At 63.4% G+C, this 14,083-nt stretch carries 13 protein-coding genes, 1 pseudogene and 1 riboswitch; of the genes and pseudogenes, 11 read left to right on the top strand and 3 right to left on the bottom strand.

The annotated features are described in order from the left end of the window. The first annotated feature begins 36 nt into the window (after positions 1 to 36). Together AC1D2G_RS17365 and AC1D2G_RS17370 are read left to right on the top strand one after the other, a co-directional pair. Entirely contained in the window at positions 37 to 645 is a 609-nt protein-coding gene (locus AC1D2G_RS17365; RefSeq protein WP_477415541.1) for a TetR/AcrR family transcriptional regulator, read from the top strand. Positions 646 to 739: 94 nt separating this feature from the next. Beyond that, positions 740 to 1,723: a hypothetical protein gene (locus tag AC1D2G_RS17370; protein WP_477415542.1), complete on the top strand. Its 984-nt coding sequence runs from the start codon at positions 740 to 742 to the stop codon at positions 1,721 to 1,723. Between the two features lie 116 nt (positions 1,724 to 1,839). Here the strand turns inward: AC1D2G_RS17370 and bluB are convergent. Next, positions 1,840 to 2,514, bottom strand: a pseudogene (gene bluB / locus AC1D2G_RS17375) (5,6-dimethylbenzimidazole synthase); the annotation flags it as partial. Between the two features lie 3 nt (positions 2,515 to 2,517). Next, a riboswitch (cobalamin riboswitch) is annotated at positions 2,518 to 2,697 on the bottom strand. A 121-nt stretch (positions 2,698 to 2,818) separates the two neighbouring features. On the opposite strand from bluB, the gene AC1D2G_RS17380 reads away from it, so the two are divergent. From AC1D2G_RS17380 to AC1D2G_RS17405, 6 genes are all read left to right on the top strand, one after another. Then, on the top strand, positions 2,819 to 3,745 hold the full coding sequence (locus tag AC1D2G_RS17380) for a histone deacetylase family protein (RefSeq protein ID WP_477307390.1): 927 nt from the start codon (positions 2,819 to 2,821) through the stop codon (positions 3,743 to 3,745). Between the two features lie 3 nt (positions 3,746 to 3,748). After that, on the top strand, positions 3,749 to 4,000 hold the full coding sequence (locus AC1D2G_RS17385; protein WP_477415604.1) for an exodeoxyribonuclease VII small subunit: 252 nt from the start codon (positions 3,749 to 3,751) through the stop codon (positions 3,998 to 4,000). A 113-nt stretch (positions 4,001 to 4,113) separates the two neighbouring features. Continuing rightward, entirely contained in the window at positions 4,114 to 4,380 is a 267-nt protein-coding gene (locus tag AC1D2G_RS17390) for a DUF2277 domain-containing protein (protein WP_095091923.1), read from the top strand. 37 nt (positions 4,381 to 4,417) lie between these two features. Beyond that, the gene (locus AC1D2G_RS17395; protein WP_477307388.1) at positions 4,418 to 5,338 is read left to right on the top strand and encodes a pirin family protein; all 921 of its coding nucleotides are present in this window, start codon (positions 4,418 to 4,420) and stop codon (positions 5,336 to 5,338) included. A gap of 149 nt (positions 5,339 to 5,487) precedes the next feature. Beyond that, on the top strand, positions 5,488 to 7,401 hold the full coding sequence (gene dxs, locus AC1D2G_RS17400) for a 1-deoxy-D-xylulose-5-phosphate synthase (RefSeq protein ID WP_477307386.1): 1,914 nt from the start codon (positions 5,488 to 5,490) through the stop codon (positions 7,399 to 7,401). Between the two features lie 148 nt (positions 7,402 to 7,549). Then, a complete protein-coding gene (locus AC1D2G_RS17405; protein WP_477415544.1) occupies positions 7,550 to 7,876 on the top strand; it encodes a hypothetical protein in 327 nt (108 codons plus the stop codon). On the opposite strand, the gene AC1D2G_RS17410 is transcribed toward AC1D2G_RS17405, so the two are convergent. Continuing rightward, the gene (locus tag AC1D2G_RS17410) at positions 7,873 to 8,265 is read right to left on the bottom strand and encodes a GFA family protein (RefSeq protein WP_477415546.1); all 393 of its coding nucleotides are present in this window, start codon (positions 8,263 to 8,265) and stop codon (positions 7,873 to 7,875) included. The two genes, AC1D2G_RS17405 and AC1D2G_RS17410, sit on opposite strands and share 4 nt — an antisense overlap. A 169-nt stretch (positions 8,266 to 8,434) precedes the next feature. On the opposite strand from AC1D2G_RS17410, the gene AC1D2G_RS17415 reads away from it, so the two are divergent. From AC1D2G_RS17415 to AC1D2G_RS17425, 3 genes are all read left to right on the top strand, one after another. Next, positions 8,435 to 9,199 (top strand): TlyA family RNA methyltransferase, encoded by a 765-nt coding sequence (locus AC1D2G_RS17415; protein WP_477307380.1) that lies wholly within the window; start codon positions 8,435 to 8,437, stop codon positions 9,197 to 9,199. Next, positions 9,196 to 10,437: a class I SAM-dependent RNA methyltransferase gene (locus AC1D2G_RS17420; protein WP_477226027.1), complete on the top strand. Its 1,242-nt coding sequence runs from the start codon at positions 9,196 to 9,198 to the stop codon at positions 10,435 to 10,437. Before AC1D2G_RS17415 ends, AC1D2G_RS17420 begins: the two co-directional genes overlap by 4 nt. Before the next feature lie 185 nt (positions 10,438 to 10,622). Then, complete coding sequence (locus AC1D2G_RS17425; RefSeq protein WP_477415548.1) at positions 10,623 to 13,028, top strand: caspase family protein; 2,406 nt, start codon at positions 10,623 to 10,625, stop codon at positions 13,026 to 13,028. Positions 13,029 to 13,110: 82 nt separating this feature from the next. Here AC1D2G_RS17425 and AC1D2G_RS17430 read toward each other — a convergent pair whose 3' ends face one another. Continuing rightward, positions 13,111 to 13,803, bottom strand: coding sequence for a transglutaminase-like cysteine peptidase (locus tag AC1D2G_RS17430; RefSeq protein ID WP_457153668.1), 693 nt, complete (start codon positions 13,801 to 13,803; stop codon positions 13,111 to 13,113). Positions 13,804 to 14,083 lie beyond the last annotated feature (280 nt).

Raw genomic sequence — 14,083 nt, forward strand, 5'->3', positions numbered from 1 at the left:
TGGCATACGAAGCGTATGTTGGTAGGTCCAGGAGCCATGCACAAACCTCGCAAGGAGATGATCGCAGAGACGCGCGCCAAGTTGATCGCGGCCGCCCGGCATGCCTTCGGCACGATCGGCTATGCCCAGGCGTCGATGGATGATTTCACCGCTTCGGCCGGGCTGACACGTGGTGCACTCTATCATCACTTCGGCGACAAGAAGGGCTTGCTGCAGGCGGTCATCGCCGAAATCGACGGTGAGATGGCGGCGCGCGTGAACGAAGTGGCGTCGAGAGCACCGACCCGCTGGCAGCATTTCGTCGACGAATGCACGACCTATATCGAAATGGCGTTGGAGCCGGAAATCCAGCGCATCATGTTCCGGGATGGCCCGGCCGTGCTGGGGGATCCTGCACAATGGCCGAATGCCAATGCATGTGTCGGTTCAATGACCGATCATCTGACCAGGCTGCAGGAGGAGGGCGTGGTCGTTCCCAGCCTCGACCCCGAGACTGCCTCGCGGCTGATCAACGGGGCGAGCAGCCAGGCAGCGCAGCGGATCGCCAATTCGAGCGACCCCGAAGCGACGTCGAAGAAGGTGGTGGCGGCCTTCAAGCAGTTGCTCGAAGGCTTGCTCAAGAAGCAGGGTTCCCAGCCGGTCTGAAATCCCCTTGCTGGTCTGGCGCGCCACTCCCACGATTGACAACAGCCGGTTTCAGCGCATCCTCTCGCGCCATCTCTGAGGGGAGATTCGGGGCATGTGGGATTTCGATATCAGCAGGTCGGTGTCCATCATGATGCGGACCTGGCCCTTCATTGTCTTTCGCATGATCGTCTATTTCGGCATCACGCTGGCCTATATCGTGGCGACCGGCACGGGCGCCTCCGTTGGCTACGGCGTTGGCCATATTTCCGCCGATCCCGACGGGCCGCTGTCCTTTGCCTTGTGGGGCGGCGTGGTCGGCTTCGGCGTCGTCTCGATCGCCGTCTACTGGATCCGGGAATACATCCTCTATGTCGTCAAGGCCGGCCATATCGCCGTCATGGTCCATCTGGTCGACGGCCGCGACATTCCCGACGGCCAGGACCAGATTGCCTATGCCAAGGACATCGTGACCCAGCGTTTTGCCGAGGCCAACATCCTTTTCGTCGTCGGCCAACTGGTCAAGGGCGCCATTCGCGCCATCACAGGGCTGCTCGGCGGCATCGCCGCCTTCCTGCCGATCCCGGGCTTGAACGGCCTGGTCAGCTTCGTCAACACGGTGATCCGCCTGTCGTTGACCTATGTCGACGAGATCATCCTCGGCTACAACATCCGCATCAATTCATCCTCGCCGTTCGAGACTGCCCGCCAAGGCGTCGTGCTCTATGCCCAGAACGGCAAGATCATGGTCAAGAACGCCGTTTGGCTGGCGGTCATCATGTGGGGCGTCTCGTTTGTCATTTTCCTGCTGATGCTGGCGCCCGCCGGCGCGATTCTTTTCTTCATGCCCGGGCAGCTTGCCGGCTGGGCCTTCGTGCTCGCCATCGTCTTCGCCTGGGCCTTCAAGGCGGCGTTCATCGAACCATTTGCCATCGCCTGCCTGATGCAGGTCTACTTCAGGACCATCGAGGGCCAGGTGCCCGATCCCGCCTGGGACGCCCGGCTGGCCGAGGCGTCGTCGAAGTTCAGGGAACTCAAGGACAAGGCGCTGGCCTCCTTCGGCGGTTCGCGCTGGGGCACGGCCGGCGCGACGCGCTGATCGGCAGTGGTCGCCGGCGCGGCATCGACCCCGTTGAGGCGCGCCACGGTCGATTTGAGCAACGCTTCACCTTGCCCGCAAAAGGTCTCGCTCATGATCAGTTCCGGCAGCGGCAAGCGGCGGCCCCAGCCATGCGCTTCGAGGTCCGGCTTTGGCGCGAACTCGGAAACACGGCCGACGCAGAGATAGGCGACCGGCGTAACATGCTCGGGAATTGACAGCAGGCTTTTCAATGCCTGCGCCTCGATGATGCTGACCCAGCCGACCCCGACACCCTCGGCGCGCGCCGCCAGCCAGAAGTTCTGCACCGCGCAAACCGTGCTGTAGAGGTCCATCTCCGGATTGTGCCAGCGCCCCAGCGGCGAACCCTTCGAACGCTGCCGGTCGCAGGTGATGCAGATGTTGAGCGCGCTTTCGCAGATGCCTTCCAGCTTGAGCTTGCGGTAGAGCGCCTGTCGTTCTTCCGCGATGGCCGGCAGTTCCTGCTCTCGCGCCGCCAGGAACAGGTCACGCACTTTTTCCCGTCGCTCGGCATCGCGAATGACGATGAAATTCCAAGGCTGCATGAAGCCGACCGACGGCGCATGGTGCGCGGCAAGCAGCAGCCGCGCCAGCACCTCATCGTCGAGCGGGGCTGGCAGGAAATGGCCGCGCACGTCGCGCCGCGTGAACATGGCGCGATAGACCGCATCGCGCGCACTCTGGTCAAATCCGTCGCCAACAGAGGCGGTCATGTGTGTTGGCATCGCGTGTCCCCTTGCGATTGCTGTGGATGTCTTCCGCCTGACCATGCGGATGACGATGCCTGCCAGGCCGGTCTTCTGGCTTGGGATCAACCCGCGTCCGGTGCCTTCCCGTCATCGACAGTGGCATTTACCGGCGCGGTCCCCCTTACAGCGTTGGGCACGCCACGGAGTTCAACCGTGTTCCCGATTCTCCCGCTTGCGGCGGGCACCAGGCAGTGGCGGCGACCTTACGCCGAAGCGCTGACGACGCCAATGCCTGCAGCGACACCAATGGACGCATGTGTGATTTTCCCCAGCCATCAGGCCACAACGCATGGCCATCGCGACGTCGGGGCACTAGATAGGGAAGATGACCACACGTCTCTATACCCATCCGATCTTCCTTGAGCACATCACGCCCCCCGGTCACCCTGAGCGGCCGGATCGCTTGCGCGCCATCGAGCGGGTGCTTGACGATGAAGCTTTTGTCGCGCTCGATCGCATCAAGGCGCCGGAAGGCGACGAGGCCACCATTCTCTACGCGCATCCCGCCGATTTCGTCGCCCGCGTCCGCGCCGCCATTCCCGACGAGGGCATCGCCCGCATCGACGCCGACACGTCAGTCAGCCCGAAGAGCTGGCAAGCGGCGATAACCGCGATCGGCGCCGCCAACGCCGCCGTAGACGATGTCTTTGCCGGCCGCGCCGACAACGTCTTCGTCGCCGCGCGGCCGCCCGGCCACCATGCCGAAAAAACCACGGCCATGGGCTTCTGCCTCTTCAACACGGCGGCGATCGCCGCGCGCTATGCGCAGAAGAAACATGGCGTCGAGCGCGTTGCGGTCGTCGACTGGGACGTCCATCACGGCAACGGCACGCAGGACATTTTCTGGGACGATCCGTCGGTGCTCTATTGCTCGACGCACCAGATGCCGCTTTATCCCGGCACCGGGGCGAAGAGCGAGACCGGCGCCGGCAACATCGTCAACGCGCCGCTGGCGCCGCAGACCGGCAGCGAGGTTTTTCGCGATGCCTTGCTGTCGCGTATCCTGCCGGCGCTCGACAATTTCGCGCCCGACCTGATCATCATTTCGGCGGGGTTCGACGCGCACCATCGCGATCCGCTGGCCGAGATCAATCTGACCGAGGATGATTTCGACTGGGCGACCGGCCAGCTGATGCAGCGCGCCACACGCCACAGCGGCAACCGGCTCGTCAGCCTGCTCGAGGGTGGCTACGATCTGCAGGGACTGGCATTTTCGGTCGCCGCCCATGTCGGGCGACTGATGAAAGGGTGAATGATGGCTGGAGAGACCAACGAAGACGTCAAGGCGATGAGCTTCGAGCAGGCACTCGACGCGCTGGAAAAGATCGTCGATGATCTGGAGCGTGGCGACGTGCCGCTCGACCAGTCGATCAGGATCTATGAGCGCGGCGAGGCGCTGAAGGCGCATTGCGACCGGCTGCTGAAGGCCGCCGAGGACAAGGTCGAGAAGATCAGGCTGTCGCGCGACGGCAAGCCGGTTGGAGCCGAGCCGCTCGACGCCGACTGAGTCATGCTTCCCGAACGATGGTCTTGCCTCACCGGCTTTTGGACATGATCATAGTCGAGGATAGCAGCCGTCCCGATTGAAACGGCTTCAGGACAAGAGGAGGTTCGGAAACGATGTGCAGAAACATCAAGACCCTGTTCAATTTTGATCCGCCGGCAACCAATGACGAGGTGCGCGACGCCGCACTTCAGTTTGTCCGCAAATTGAGCGGAACGACGCGACCTTCGAAGCAGAACCAGCACGCCTTCGATCATGCGGTCGAAGCCATCGCGGCATCGGCGCGTGAGCTTCTCGATTCCCTCGAAACCCATCAGCATCCTCGCAATCGCGAAGAGGTGGCCGCCAAGGCGCGCGCGAAATCAGCGATCCGTTTTGCCTGATGCGACAAGCAGGCACGGCCGCTGACAAGGAGAGTCCATGAGCTTCTTCCCCGGGAAAGACCCTGAAGTCGGCGACGCCTTTGCCAGCGACCAGATCGAGCTGATGGTCATTCCGAACGCCAAGGACATCGGTGGTTTCCAGGTACGCCGCGCATTGCCGACCGCCAAAAGACGGCTCGTCGGGCCTTTCATCTTCTTCGACCGCATGGGCCCGGCGATCCTGCGCGCGGGCCAGGCGCTCGATGTCCGTCCGCATCCGCATATCGGGCTGTCGACGGTGACCTATCTGTTCGACGGCAAGATCAGGCATCGCGATTCACTCGGCACCGAAATGGTCATCCAGCCCGGCGACGTGAATTTGATGACCGCTGGCCGCGGCATCGTCCATTCCGAGCGCACGCCGGAGGAATTGCGTGGCGCGCCGATGTCGGTCTCCGGCCTGCAGACATGGCTGGCACTGCCGGACGGCAAGGAGGAAGTGGCACCGGTTTTCGAGAACACCGCTGCCTTGCGCCTCCCCGAGATCGATGCCGAAGGCGTCACCGGGCGCGTCGTCATCGGCGACTTCCAGGGACTGCGGTCGCCGGTGAGGGCTCACTCCGAGACGCTTTATGCCGACCTCAGGCTGGCGCCGGGCGCCAGCGTGAAAATCCCGGCCGATGCGGAAGAGCGCGCCATCTACACGCTGGAGGGCGACGTTTCGATTTCAGGCGATGTTTTTCCAGCCGAGCGACTGCTGGTGTTCCGGCCAGGCGACGAGATCGTCGTATCGTCGGAAGGCGGCGCCCATTTCATGCTGTTCGGCGGCGCCTCGCTCGGCTCGAAGCGTTACATCTGGTGGAATTTCGTCTCGTCCTCCAAGGAGCGCATCGAACAGGCCAAGCAAGAATGGAAGACGGGCCGCTTCGATATCGTTCCTGGCGATGAGGAAGAATTCATCCCGCTGCCGGAAAGCTGATGCATGTCGCCCAAAAGTGACCCGGTTTTGGGAGAACGACATACATAAGGCAAAGACCTAAAGCCTGATCCGCGTCACTGACACGCATTTACTTTCGCCGGCCGGCGGCCTATCTCGCCCATGAACAGAAAGCCTGAGTAGGCCTACCCTTGAACGCAACGCCGCATACGCCCCTTCTCGACAAGGTCCGCATCCCGGCCGACCTGCGCACGCTTGCCGAGAGCGAATTGCCGCAACTGGCATCCGAGCTTCGTGCCGAACTGATCGACGCGGTGTCCCACACCGGCGGCCATCTTGGCGCCGGCCTTGGCGTGGTCGAGCTGACAGTCGCGCTGCATTATGTCTTCAACACCCCGGATGACCGGCTGATCTGGGATGTCGGCCACCAGGCCTATCCGCACAAGATCCTGACCGGCCGTCGCGACCGTATCCGCACCTTGCGCCAGGAAGGGGGCCTGTCCGGCTTCACCCGCCGCGCCGAGAGCGAATACGATCCCTTCGGTGCCGCTCACTCCTCGACATCGATATCGGCCGGCCTCGGCATGGCCGCCGCCCGCGATCTCTCCGGCGGCCGCAACAACGTCATCGCCGTCATCGGCGATGGTGCCATGTCGGCCGGCATGGCATACGAGGCGATGAACAATGCCGGCGCGCTCGATGCCCGGCTGATCGTCATCCTCAACGACAACGACATGTCGATTGCGCCGCCGACCGGCGCGATGAGCGCCTATCTGGCGCGTCTGGCCTCGGGCAAGACCTATGTCGGCCTGCGCGACTTCGGTAAGAAACTGACCTCTTATCTCGGCAAGCGCGCCGACCGTGCGATCACCCGGGCGGTCGAGCATGCACGCGGCTACGTCACCGGCGGCACGCTCTTCGAGGAACTCGGCTTCTATCACATCGGCCCGATCGACGGTCACAACCTCGAGCATCTGATCCCGGTCCTGAAGAACGTCCGCGACAATGGCGAAGGCCCGGTGCTGATCCATGTCGTCACCCAGAAGGGCAAGGGCTACGCGCCGGCTGAAGCCGCCGCAGACAAGTATCACGGCGTCAACAAGTTCGATGTCATCACCGGAGCGCAGGCGAAGGCGCCGGCCAACGCGCCGGCCTACACCAAGGTCTTCGCCGAAAGCCTGGTTAGGGAAGGCCGCGAGGACGACCGCATCGTCGCCGTCACCGCAGCCATGCCGAGCGGCACCGGCCTCGACCTGTTCGGTGAAGCATTTCCCTCGCGGATCTTCGATGTCGGCATCGCCGAACAGCACGCGGTGACCTTCGCCGCCGGCCTCGCCACCGAAGGTTACAAGCCGTTCGCCGCGATCTATTCGACCTTCCTGCAGCGCGCCTACGACCAGGTCGTCCACGACGTCGCGATCCAGAAACTACCGGTGCGCTTTCCCATCGACCGCGCCGGCTTCGTCGGCGCCGATGGCGCCACCCATTGCGGCGCCTTTGACACCACCTTCCTGGCAACCTTGCCCGGTTTCGTGGTGATGGCAGCAGCAGACGAGGCGGAACTGCGCCACATGGTGCGCACCGCGGCAAGCTATGATGACGGCCCGATCGCCTTCCGCTATCCGCGTGGCAACGGCGTCGGCGTCGACATGCCGGAGCGCGGCGCGGTGCTCGAAATCGGCAAGGGCCGTATCGTCAGGGAAGGCACCAAGGTGGCACTCCTGTCCTTCGGCACGCGGCTGCAGGATTGCCTGATCGCCGCCGAGGAGCTTGGCGCGGCCGGGCTTTCCACCACGGTCGCCGATGCCCGTTTCGCCAAGCCGCTCGATGAGGATCTGATCCGCCGGCTGGCCCGCTCGCACGAGGTTCTGGTGACGGTGGAAGAGGGCGCCGTCGGCGGCTTCGCCAGCCATGTGTTGCAGTTCCTCGCCCATGAGGGCTTGCTTGAAAGTGGCCTGAAGGTACGCCCGCTGGTGCTGCCCGACGCGTTCACCGACCACGCCAAGCCGGAAAAGATGTATGCCGATGCCGGGCTTGATGCCGCCGGCATCGTGCGCACGGTGTTCGTCGCGCTTGGCCATACAGCCCGCGCCCAGCGCGCCTGAATCAATATCTCAAGGGCTTGAATCAGTTTGCCGGCTTGATGCTTTAACGCATTGTTAACGCTGCCGTTTGGCGCTTTGCTTACCGTGTCTCTTGGACGTTTTTCAACGGCGCCCTGCTAGATCGTGACCAGGCAGGGAGACAAAAACAATGAGAACGCTTCTGTGCGGCGTGGCGCTTTCAGCGGTCATCGTCGCGCCGGCCGCCGCCGAAACGCGCTATGATCGCAGTCTCGAAAAGGCGGCCATGGGCATCATCGCCGGCAAGATGGGCGATATTCGCGGCGGCTTTTCCTACAAGCAGGTGCCGCAACTGGTTGTCCTGCCGGACCCTGTGCCAGCGCCGGCGCCTGCGACCGAGCATCCGGGCGAGCAGGCTTCGGGAAATCGGGATGACGGTTTGTCTCCAGCCGTCGATCGCCGGGTTTCGCGAACCATTTTCAAGAGCATGCCGCCGTCCAAGCGCGGCGCGCTTTAGAACCACATGTCGCGCACGCAGCGGCCATCGCGCGGCAGGTCGTCGTAAGTGTCGAGGCCATCGAAATGGTCGATCGGCAAGTCGGCGACGGCCTCCGGCGGCGCAAGCCTTACATTGACGGCGATTCGAGTGCGGCCAGTGGCGCTGGAGCCCAAGCCACGCCAGGCGAGCACGCAAGCGCAAGTGGGACAGAACAGGATCTCAAGCGAGGGCGTGTCCTTTCCGGGGCGCGTGTAGCTTTTCATCGGTCCCGCGACGCGGATGCGTTCGTCGACATAGTCGTAAGCCCAGAGCGCGCCATAGCGACGGCAACTGCACGCGGTGACCGGACCGGGATCACCCTCCAGGGTCCAGTGGGTCGCACCACAGTGGCAGGTTCCTGTCAGCATTCGTCCTTCCTCGTTCGGACAGTACGGCGCTCCTGCTTGGTATTGTGCCGGGCCGATGCGATGCTCGCAAGCGGCGCAGCGGCTTGAAGTGTTCGCATGCTTTCGAACGATGTTCCTTGTCCCGCCCCAATATCCTTGCCTTCGCGACCGGCTTTCGCCATGAAGGCCAATGAACTCGCCTCTGCCAGCCAGCCCCCGCCAGCGGCTCGACGACCTGCTCGTCCAGCGGGGCCTTTTTGCCAGCCGTTCGCGCGCCCGCGACGCGGTCGAGCGTGGCACGGTGATGGTGGACGGCGTCATAGCCCGCAAGCCCGGCCAGAACGTTTCGCCGCAATGCCTGATCGCCATCGATGATCCGGCGCAGGGCTATGTGTCGCGTGCGGCGCTGAAACTGATCGGTGGGCTCGACCATTTCGGCCTCGATCCCGCCGGCCGCGAGGCGCTCGACATCGGCGCCTCGACCGGCGGCTTCACCCAGGTGCTGCTCGAGCGCGGCGCGGCCCACGTCACCGCCATCGATGTCGGGCATGGCCAGATGCATGCCGATATCGGCGGCGATCCGCGCGTAACTGTCATCGAGGGCCTGAACGCGCGCGATCTCACAGCCGATGATCTGGCCGGCCGGATCCCGGATTTCGTCGTTTCCGACGTCAGTTTCATTTCGCTGAAACTGGCGCTGCCGCCGGCGCTTGGCCTTGCGAAGGCTGGTGCCGGTGCCATGTTTCTGGTCAAGCCGCAATTCGAGGCCGGCCGCGAAGCAATCGGCAAGGGCGGCCTGTTGAAGGATCCCTACGACGCCGCCCGTGTCGCCGGCCTGCTGCAGGATTGGCTGGACGCTGTTCCAGGCTGGCGTTCGCTGGGCCTGCATTTGTCGCCGATCGAAGGCGGCGACGGTAATCGCGAATTCCTACTCGGTGGGATCAAGGATCGATGAGCGCGCGATTCAGCATCAGGAAACTTGGCGCCCAGGGCGACGGCATCGCCGAGACCGAGAGCGGCGATCTGTTCATTCCCTTCACACTACCCGGGGAGGTCGTCACCGCCGCGCGCGAAAAAGACCGTGCCACGCTGATGGCGGTGCTAGAGGCTTCGCCGCTGCGCATCGATCCCGCCTGCCGCCATTTCACCGAATGCGGCGGTTGCGCGCTCCAGCATTTCGAAGCCGCAGCCTATCGCCAATGGAAACGCGAAAAGGTGGTGCACGCGCTGAAGGGCAAGGGCATCGATTGCGACATCGGCGAACTGGTCGCCTGCGCGCCGCACACGCGCCGCCGCGTCGTGCTCGCCGCGCGACGCACCGACACAGGCATGCTGCTCGGCTTCAATCGCCATCTGTCGCCGGAAATCATCTCGATATCGGAATGCCCGATCTCGCTGCCCGAGATCGTCAGCGCGTTCGATCGGCTGAAGGCGCTCGCCGAACTGGTGTGCGCCACCACCAAATCGTTCCGGCTGGCGGTCACCGTGACCGGGTCGGGCCTTGACGTCGCAGTCTACGAGTCCGGCAAACTGGGCGAACACCAGCGTCGGATCGCCTCCAACTTCGTATTGGCTCAGGGATTTGCCAGGCTGTCCATCGATGACGAGATCATCATCGAGCCAAGGAAGCCTGTGGTCATGTTCGGCAATGTCGCGGTCGCCGTGCCGCCGGGCGCCTTCCTGCAAGCGACCGAGGCCGCCGAACAGACCATGGCCGATATCGTCGGCGGACATCTGAAGCGCGCCAAGAAGGTCGCCGATCTGTTCGCCGGCTGCGGCAGCTTTGCCTTGCGGCTGGCAGAGAAGTCGGAAGTCCATGCGGTCGAAGGCGATGCGCCAGCCCTTTCGGCGCTCGACCGGGGCTCGCGCTTCGCGACCGGCCTGAAGCGGGTGACAGGCGAGCGCCGCGACCTGTTCCGCCGGCCGCTGACCTTCAAGGAATTGAATGGCTTCGACGGCCTGGTGTTCGACCCGCCCCGCGCCGGCGCCGAGGACCAGTCGAAGCAGATCGCACGCTCGGACGTTCCGTTTGTCGCGGCCGTATCCTGCAATCCGGTCACGCTGGCTCGCGACCTGCGAATCCTGCTCGACGGCGGCTACACCTTGAAAAGCGTGACGCCGATCGACCAGTTCCTGTGGTCGCCTCACGTCGAGGCCGTGGCGCTACTGGAGAAGCCCAAACGAAGGCGGTAGCGCTGTTGGCATTTCCCTCGGCTCAAGCGCGAACCAAAATGATCACATTTTCTTGAGGTTTCCGCGTCGGGCGGGTTTGCCGAAATCGCGCCGCGAAGCCGCCTCTTTGCGCCCGTCTATTTTGGAAATCACTGGAGGAAGGAACCATCCTGCTCCATCACCGTTTCCATACTTGGTGGCCAGAAATGCGGACGCTCCAGAAATTCCTAGGCTTCTTCCTCCTCTTCATTTTCGTGGCCGCTTCGGTGACCGGTGCCCTCGCGCAGGGCGAAAAACGCCTCGCTTTCGTCATCGGCAATGCGGCCTATCCGTCTAGTGCGCTAGCGACGCCCGCCAATGATGCCGGGCTGATCGGCCAGACCTTGCAGGCAGCAGGGTTCGATGTTGTCGGTGCCCGCGACGTCGACCAGGAATCGCTGCGCGGCGCGCTGCGCGATTTCCTTGGCAAGGTTTCTGCTGCCGGTCCCGACGCGGTCGTCTTCATCTATCTCGCCGGCCATGGCGTACAGTTCGAAGGCGAGAATTACTTCTTGCCTGTCGATGCCCAGATCGCCAATCCAACCGACGTCCCGCTTCAGGGGATGCGGCTCTCCGATGTCACCAAGTCGCTGGCTGGACTGCCGACGAAGGTCAATATCGTCGTGCTCGATGCGGCGCGGCCGAATGCATTCCCGCAGACGAACCGGCCGCTGGCCGGAGGTCTCGCACTGGTCGATCCCGATCCGAACATGCTTGTTGCGTTCAATGCCGCCCCGGGTACGGTCGCGCCTGAAGGCAAAGGTCCATACGGTGCCTTTGCCCAGGCGCTGGCGGAGATGATGCGCGAAGGCGGCCTGCCGCTTGACGATGTCTTCGATCGCACGCGCCTGCGCGTCAACGAGGTGACCCAGGGCGCGGAAGTTCCGTGGAGCGCCTCAAAGATCACGGCGCCCTTCGTCTTCTTCGACCGGGCTCCGGACGCGCCCGCGCCCAGGGTCTCGGAGGCTGAGTCCCAAGCCAACCGGACCAGAGAGATCCGCGACTTCGACGCCCGCGACGCCTATGTCGCGGCCCTCGACCGCGACACGCTCAGCGGTTACGAGGATTTCGTCGGCGCCTACCCGCGCGATCCAATGGCCAAGCGCGTGCGTGCCATCATCGCTGCTCGGCGCGAAGCAATCACTTGGCGCGAAACCTGGCTCCGGGACACCCCGGAAGCCTACTGGTCCTACCTCGATCGCTATCCGCACGGCCCGCATGCCTGGGATGCCCGCCGCCGTCTGGAGCATTTCGACGCAGCGCTGGAGCCGCCGGAGGATTTTGCCGTCTATGACTACGACATACCGCCGCCGCCACCGGAAGAGATCATCTATGTCGACCGGCCCGTGCTCTATTTCGACGATCCCGATTTCGACTTCGAGCCACCACCGCCTGTCGCGGTGATCTTCCTGCCGCCGCCTCCGCCGGATTTTGTCGTGTTGGCGCCGCCGCGGCCGGCAGTCGATGTCTTTGTCCTGCCGGTGCCGGTCTTCGTGCCGGTGCCGGTGTGGGTCAACCCGCCGCACAACATTGCGCCGCCGCCCGACAACGTCATCTTCAACAACATCCACAACACGACCGTCATCAACAACACGACGATCAATACCGAGAACAATCAGGCAGGGCAGGGCGGCGGCCTCACCACCGGCCAGAAGCTGACCGGCGCCGCTGTTGGACTGGGCGCCGCAGCGCTCGCGACCAAGGTGGCGCTGCCGCCGCTGCTGCATAAGAAGGCCGTGCTCTCTAACCAGAACCCTGCCGCTCCGGGCAAACTCGGCCAGGGTGTGACGCAAGGCCGGCAGCCTCCCGGCGCAAAGCCGGTCTCGAAGACGCTCTCAACTGATCACACCCTGCCGGGAGCGAACGGCAAGACGCTGCCACTCGTCAACGGCAAACCGCCGGTGCTCAAAGGCCAGAATTTGCCAAACAACAAAAATTTGCCCAACAACAAGTCCAAGAAGCTGCTTGGCAAGCAAGGCACCTCGGGCGGCAACCAGCAGGCTACGGGAAATGCCGGCGCTGCCGTTACCGGACAGGGCAATGGCCGGCAGAACGGAGCCGGCAATGGGCAGGGCAAGAACGGCAAGCTCAACAAGCTGCCGACCGTCAACGGTGCACCGGCCGGGCAGCGCCCGAACGTGCAGGAGAGGATCAAGAAGAACAATCCAGCTGTCTTCTCCGACCAGGGTGGCGGCAAGCCGAAGAAGTTGACGCGCAAGGATCTGTCCGCCGGCCAGGCCGTTGTCGGACCGAGCGATCAGGCTCCGGGAAACGGGAACAAGAAGTTCCGCAAGCCGCAGAACGGCGGTGGAGGTTCCGCCGGCCCGCAAGTCAACGTCCAGCGGAATTTCAAGGTCAACAAGCCGAACGAGAATCCGCAGCGCCAACTCAAGCTGCAGGAGAAGCCGAACGTGAGGGTGTTCTCCAAGCCGCAGAAGCCGGAGTTCCATGCTCAGCCCAGGCCCCAGGTCCAGGAGCGGCGTCCGCCGCAACAGCAGCCCAATCAGCAGCCGCCGCGAGGCAACAAGAAGCCTGCCTGCGGACACCCGGGCAAGCCTCCATGCAAGCAGTAGGCAGGAGTGAGGCAGGGATTGCCCGCCGGTCGCCGGGCACCGAACCTTCAAAAAGCTGAAGCGCTCTGGTCTGGCAGGCCGCTCAGTCTACCAGCTTGGAAACATTCGTAAGGGTTTTCGACGTGCCGCCCCGTTGGTTGATCGACACCCATGTGTTTGGGTTCTGTTGGGACTGGCGTTTGAGGAAGTAATAGCCCGTCGCATTCCAAGGTCTGATCTCATCCACCAGATTGTCCAGGACAAGATCGCCCTTGTCGGTTTTCACCGTCAGGATGGTGTGGCCTTCATTGTCCAGGTCGCGCACCACGGTCATCAGCAGCGCCTGCCGGGGGAATCCCGCCTCCAGAAGAAGCTTGCGCTTGTAGAGGGCGTAGATCTTGCAGTCGCCCTTGCCGTCCACGGGGTAATCCCAATGGTCCACCATCGTGCCCCAGTGGTCGAAATTGCTGACCGGTTTGATGAAGCTGTTCGCCTTCTGATTTATCCGCTTGAGGATGCGCAGGTTCTGCGCGGTCAGCTTGACATTCGCGGCAGGCAGAGCGGGCACCTTGCACTCTTTTGGTCGGCGATGGCAGAAATCGACCCAACCGTAGGGGACGCTGGTGCTTGCACCGACGGTGGCAGAGCGCAGCCCTTGCAGGGAAGATTGCGTCGATCGCGACTTGAACAATGTCGACTGTGCTTCCGCCGGACTGGCCTGCAGCGATGTCGCACCAATCAATGAAACGAAGCCAAGTAGGAAAGAGGAAGTGAGAACGCCGGGGACATGCCGCATTGCCAAAACACCGCCGCAACCAGGAAGCTGGTGCTGCGTTCGTGCGCAAAAGGCAGCCCAGGCAGTTAGAGACTTAATAATTTCTTAACGTGGATTGTGTTCGCTTCAAGGTGCCGACATGGATTCGGCTGGAATGCGCCGTCTTTGGCCCAGACCTCCACAGAGTCGAGCAACATTGCGGCACCCGATTCCGCCGAAATGCCGGCGCCTGTCAGGATGAAGATCTTGGCTCTGGGGCATGGTCGGCTGCACCCCGGAAAACACCGCTTGGATGGCGATG

The sequence above is a fragment of the Mesorhizobium sp. P2_C7 genome (assembly GCF_056404515.1).